Genomic DNA, 5,845 nt, shown 5'->3' with positions numbered 1-5,845 from the left:
CTTCGGGTTCCGTATGCCCGGGTCCCTGATGGCGCTGGCCATGCTCGCCCTCGGTGGTCACCGACCCGATCTCCCAGGCCGGTGACCACCCACACATCAATACGAAGAGCCTCTTAAGTCCATGAAGGTGCCCCTCATGGAAGCGGCTCAGACGGTCAGCGTCCAGGAGGACAGGTAACCGGTGTCGGCCGGGCCGACGTCGCGCAGCCGCAGCTGCCAGGCACCGTTCGCGACCTCCGAAGAGGCGTTGACGGTGTAGGTGGTGTCGAGGTTCGGCGTCGAGTCGCTGCTGGAGTTCTTCAGCCGGTACGCCGTGCCGTCCGGGGCGACGAGGTCGATGACCAGGTCACCGCGGTAGGTGTGGGTGATGTGCACCTCGACCTTGGTGGCGTTGGACGCGTTGCGCGCGCAGCCGCCCACGGTCGCGGTGCTGTTCACCGCGGCACCCGGGTAGTCCGGGATGCTCAGCTGAGTCCCGTTGGTCACCGGCGCGCACGACGAAGTGCCGACGCCGAGCGAGAACGACGCCGTGTGGTCGACGCTCGCGCCGTCCGCTGTCACGGTGACCGGGAAGGTGCCGGTCGGGGTGCTCGACGACGTCGTGATGGTCAGCGTCGAGGAACCGCCCGACTGGACGGTCGCCGGGCTGAACGACGCCGTCGCGCCGGCGGGCAGGCCCGAAGCCGACAGCGAGATCGACTGCGCGCTGCCGGACGTCGTCGCGGTGCTGACGGCGACCTGCAGCGACTGTCCGGGTTGGACGGTCCCGGCGGTCGGGTTCAGGTTCACCGAGAAGTCGTTGCCCTGCGTCGTCGCGACGGCCAGCTTCCACAGCGCGTACCCGATCGCGTCGCTGTTCTTCTCCAGCGGCGCGTCCGGGATGTTCGACGTCGTGTCGCAGGCGCGGTGGTAGCAGTTGTCGAAGGCCGCACCCGCGGTGCCGCCCCACTTCTGCGCCTGCGCCGAGCTCTTGATGTCGCCGGCGCCGGTGGCCAGGCCGCCGACCGGGATGCCCGCGCTCTTGAACGACGCGTGGTCGGAGCGGCCGTCGCCTTCGCTGTCGCCCTCGGTCTGGATGCCGATGGACGAGAAGTACTCGTCGAAGATCGCCTTGACCGAAGCGACGTCGTCGTAGACGAAGTAGCCCCAGTTCTTCGAGCCGATCATGTCGAAGTTGAGGTAGGTCTTGATCTTCGTGCGCTCGGCGCTGGGCAGGTTGTTGACGTAGTACTTCGAGCCGACCAGACCCGACTCTTCGTCGGCCCACCAGCCGAAGCGCACGCGCTTGGCCATTGCGGGGTTGGTGCGGGCCAGCGTCAGCGCGGTCTCGAGGATCGACGCACTGCCGGAGCCGTTGTCGTTGATGCCGGGGCCGGCGCTCACGCTGTCGAGGTGCGCGCCCAGCATGATGACCTGGCTCGCGTCACCCTGCGGCCACTCCGCGATCAGGTTCTGCGACTGCCCGATGCAGCTGGTGCAGGTCTGCCGCGTCGTGGTGTACCCGGCGTTCTTGAGCAGGTTTTCCACGTAGGTAACGGAAGCCGCGTAACCGGCGCCGCGCGGCGAGCGCGTGCCGCCGTTGTTGTTCGCGATCGTCTGCAGCTGGTTGAGGTGGGTCTTGATGTTGGCCAGCGAGATGTCCGGCGCGGCGAGCGCCGTGGCGGGCGCGGCGGTGGCCGCTGGCGCGCTGACAACGCCCAACACGGCGGCCAGGGCGGTGACCCCGGCGCCGATCTTGCTCTTCCACTTCATGGCGGTGAGTTCCTTCTACTGGGGGTAGGGGAGAACCGCCGTTAAGGCCACCTTACGGGCGTCAGACGCCCGTAAGGTGGCCTTAACGGCACTGCGGAACTGCTACACGGTCAACGTCCAGGAGGACAGGTAACCGGTGTCGGCGGGGCCGACGTCTCGGATGCGGAGCTGCCACGCGCCGTTCGCGGCTTCCGAAGAAGCGTTGACGGTGTAGGTGGTGTTGATGTTCGGCGTCGAGCTGGAGCTGGAGTTCTTCAGCCGGTAGGCGGTGCCGTCCGGCGCGACCAGGTCGAGGACCAGGTCACCGCTGTAGGTGTGGGTGATGTGCACCTCGACCTTGGTGGCGTTCGACGCGTTGCGTGCGCAGCCCGCCACGGTGCTGGTGCTGCTGACCGCCGCACCCGGGTAGTCCGGGATGGTCAGCTGGGTCCCGTTGGTCACCGGGGCGCACGACCCGGTGGTACCGACGGTGAGCGAGAACGTAGCCGTGTGGTCAGTGCTGGCCCCGTCCGCGGTGATGGTGATCGGGAAGCTGCCGGTCGGGGTGGACGACGTCGTCGCGACGGTCAGCGTCGAGGTGCCACCGGACTGGATGGTGGCCGGGCTGAACGACGCGGTCGCGCCGGCCGGCAGGCCCGAGGCGGACAGCGTGATCGACTGCGCCGCGCCGGAGGTGATCGCGGTGCTGAGGGTGGTGGTCGCCGAGGCGCCCGGCTGCACGGAACCCGAAGCCGGGTTCAGCGCGACGGAGAAGTCCGGCCCGCCGCCGCTGCACGAGGTCGGCTCACCGGTCGCGGTGGTGACGGAGACGGCGTCCCACGCGGCCTTGGTGGCGTTGTACTCGGTGCAGCTGCCCGGGAAGAGCGCGATCGCGGCTTCGAGGGTCGCCTTGCGGGCGGCCTTGTGGTTCCACGACGAGGTCTTCTTCAGCAGGCCGTTGTAGAAGATCTTGCCTGCCTTCTGGATGCCGACCCCGGTGACGCTGGAGCTGTTGCAGGTCGGGCTGTTCGGCTTGCCGCCACCGGGCGCGGAGCCCTCGGCGAGCAGGTAGAACCAGTGGTTCTGCGGGCCGGCCGCCGCGTGCACCTCGGTGCTGGGGATCGACGACGAGTAGCAGTTCGGGTCGCCGACCAGCGACGGCTGGTACATGTAGCGGATCGGGCCGTCGCCGACCAGGTTGACACCCTCGCCGACCTGGTAGTCCGGGACGTCCTTCGGGTTGTTGGCGTACGCCTCGGTCAGCGCGCCGAAGATGTCCCCGGTCGACTCGTTCATGCCGCCGTTCTCGTTGCCGGAACCGGCACCGCCCGGGGTGAACTGGAAGATGCCGTGCCCGAACTCGTGGCCGACGACGTCCATCGAGGTGGCCTGGCGCTGGTTGTCCTGCGAGTGCCCGAAGTGGGTCGAGGAGCCGTTCCAGTAGGCGTTGACGTCACTGAGGCCGACGGACGCCGGGTAGCCGGTGCCGCTGCCGTTGATGCCGTTGCGGCCCAGCCACTCCGACAGCATCTTCCACTCGGTCTGCACGCCGAAGAGCGTGTCGACGCAGGCGGTTTCGAGGTCCGTGCCGGTGCCGTTGCCCCACGCGTTGTCGGTGCCGCTGTAGACGGACCCGCCCTCGCGGCCGCAGCTGATGCCGGTGCGGCCCGGGTCGCGCAGGGTGTAGGTGGTGCCGGACTGCGTGGTGTCGATGGAGACGTTGCCGACGTAATAGCTGTTGCCGGTGCCGGCGACGTTCACCGTGCTCGGCTGGGCCTGGGTGCGTGCCCCGGAGGCGAACGTCTTGACGTCGTCGCGCTTGTCGAGGACCGCGCCGGTGGCGGCGTCGACGAAGACGTGCAGGTTGCTCGGCGCGGTGGCGGTGCGCCCGGCGACGACGACCTCGTAGGCGAGCTTGGGGCTCGCCCCGGCCAGCACGACCTTCTCCGGCGTGCTCACACTGTCCACAGTGGGCAGTAGAGCGCGCGCGGTGGCCGCGGCCTTCGCGGCGTCGAGCGCGGCCTGCGTCCCGACGGTGATGGCCGCGGTCTCGGCGGCGCTGGTGCCGCGGACGCGCCCGGCGCCGTCGGCGACGACGACCGCGTCCCCGCCCACGACCCGCAGGCCCTGGTAGGTCCGCTGGTAGGCGCCGTAGAACAGGCCGCCGCCACCGGCGGTGAGCCCGATGCGCTGGAACGATTCGGCCGGCCCGCGCTTGAGTGCGTCGAGCCCGCTCGCGGCCGCTTGGTCGGCGGCGCGAGCGGCGGCCACGTCCGGGGCGGCGGGCTGGGCCGCCGGGGTCGCGCTGGCCGGTGCCACCGGCAGCGCGAGTGTCATGGCGAGCCCGGCGGCGGCCGCCAAGCCCGTTCTGAACCCACGATGGGTCATCGAAGTCTTCCTTCCACGAAGGCAGGACGAGGGGAGCGGTGCGGGGAAAAGGGGGACGTGTCCGGCGTGCTAACAGCAGGTATGCGTCCGGACGCATCCGAGTAAAGGATCAGCGGATCGGAGCGTCAATGCGCCGAACGGACCAACGCCGCGTTCCGGATTCGCCGGTCAATTCGTACAAACCCCGCCCGTGCTGGGGATTCTCCGCGCATTCCGCACCGGAACGACTTTCGTAGGGACTGTTCCGGACACCATCCGAACGCCGGAAGCTCTCGATCACCGGGAATCGTTAGTACTGCTCAGGAAAACGATGTCAGTCCGCTTCGGCGCCGAGCGCGAGCAGCCCGTTCCGCAGCACGTTCGCGGCCTCTTCCGCCCGGCCGGTCTCACCCAGGAGCACGCTCAGCGTCCGCAAAGCGCGCGCCAGCACCCCTCGCGCCCCGAGCCCGGTGGCGAGCTCCACGGCTGCTCGCAGGTACTCCGCCGCGCCCCGGGCGTCGCCGCGGGCGCGCGCCAGTGACCCCAGCTGCAGCCGCAGCTCCGCCGCCAGCGCCGTGCCCGCCACGACGGCCGGGCGGACCTGGTCGAGCAACGCGCCCGCCGTCTCCAGCCGGCCCGCCGCCAGGTACTCCGCTGCCAGCTCGACCGTGATCGCCGGGACGTCGGCAGGCCACGCCGTTTCCCGCGCCGCGCCGAGGTCGGCCAGCGCGCCCTCGACGTCGCCCGCGCGGCCGCGGACCCGGGCCCTGGCCAGCAGGCAGTGCGCCATCGCCGGGTGCAGGGCGCGTTCCTGCATCAGGTCGTAGGCCGCTGCGACGGACGCGGCCGCGTCGGCGAACCGGTCGGCCGCCAGGTGGCTGCGGCACACCTCGACGTGGCTGCGGGTCAGCTCGGCCAGCACCGCCGGGCCGCCCCGGGTGAGCCGCAGCGCGGACTCGGCATACTCCGCGGCCCGCTCCAGGTCGCCCTGACGCAGGTGCCGCTCGGCGAGACACGCTCGGAGCGTCAGCAGCATCGACGGCTGCGGATACCCGTCGCGCAGCAGCTCCGCGTGGCAGGTTTCCAGCAGGTGCAAGGAATACTGCGCCTCGCCCCAGCCGCTCAGCACCGCCGCGCGCAGCGGCACGACCATCGCGCGCACCGGCGGCGGCTCGCCCGACAACGCCGTCTCGGCTTCCGCGACGTACTTCGTGCGGGCGTCGCCGGTGGAGTACCCGGCCAGCCACAGCAGCGCGATGCCCGCCTGCCGCGGCCGGTCCAGGCGTTCGGCGCGGCGCCGGATCCGCTGCATCCGCGGGGTCGCGCGGCGGGCGTCGCCGGCCAGGAACCGGTCCGCCGTCTCGATCAGCTCGAGGTCGAGTTCCAGGAGCTCCCGGGGCGAGCTGCCGCCGAGCAGCTCGTCCGGGTCGATGCCCAGCTGCTGGGCGAAGAACCGCAGCGCGTCACCCGACGGTGTCCGCGCGCCGGTCTCGACCGACGACACGTACGCCGCGGAGTACTGCGGCCCGGCCAGTTCGCGCTGCGTGAGCCCGCGCTCGGTGCGCAGCTCACGCAGGCGTTCACCGACGCTGTCGCTCACTCGGCCCGCCTTTCCACCGGTTCAGGGTAGGCCGCGCGGGGGGGGGGGGGGGGCCCCCCCCCCCCCCGCCCCGGGACGCACGCGCCCCCCGGGCGCCCCCCCCCCCCCCCCGGGGGGGGCCGGGGGCGCGCCCCCCGGCGGGACGAC

The 5,845-nt window shown here is 71.3% G+C and carries 3 protein-coding genes; all 3 read right to left on the bottom strand.

Annotated elements, in window-relative coordinates:
- Positions 1 to 147: 147 nt before the first annotated feature.
- Entirely contained in the window at positions 148 to 1,752 is a 1,605-nt protein-coding gene (locus tag QQ657_RS56370; protein ID WP_284750729.1) for a M28 family peptidase, read from the bottom strand.
- Positions 1,753 to 1,854: 102 nt separating this feature from the next.
- Entirely contained in the window at positions 1,855 to 4,119 is a 2,265-nt protein-coding gene (locus QQ657_RS56365) for a M4 family metallopeptidase (protein WP_284750728.1), read from the bottom strand.
- A 313-nt stretch (positions 4,120 to 4,432) separates the two neighbouring features.
- Positions 4,433 to 5,698 (bottom strand): helix-turn-helix domain-containing protein, encoded by a 1,266-nt coding sequence (locus QQ657_RS56360; RefSeq protein ID WP_284750727.1) that lies wholly within the window; start codon positions 5,696 to 5,698, stop codon positions 4,433 to 4,435.
- Positions 5,699 to 5,845 lie beyond the last annotated feature (147 nt).

The organism is Amycolatopsis ponsaeliensis, from assembly GCF_030182635.1.
GTDB classification, from domain to species: domain Bacteria; phylum Actinomycetota; class Actinomycetes; order Mycobacteriales; family Pseudonocardiaceae; genus Amycolatopsis; species Amycolatopsis ponsaeliensis.
This window is presented reverse-complemented; position numbering and strand designations above follow the sequence as displayed.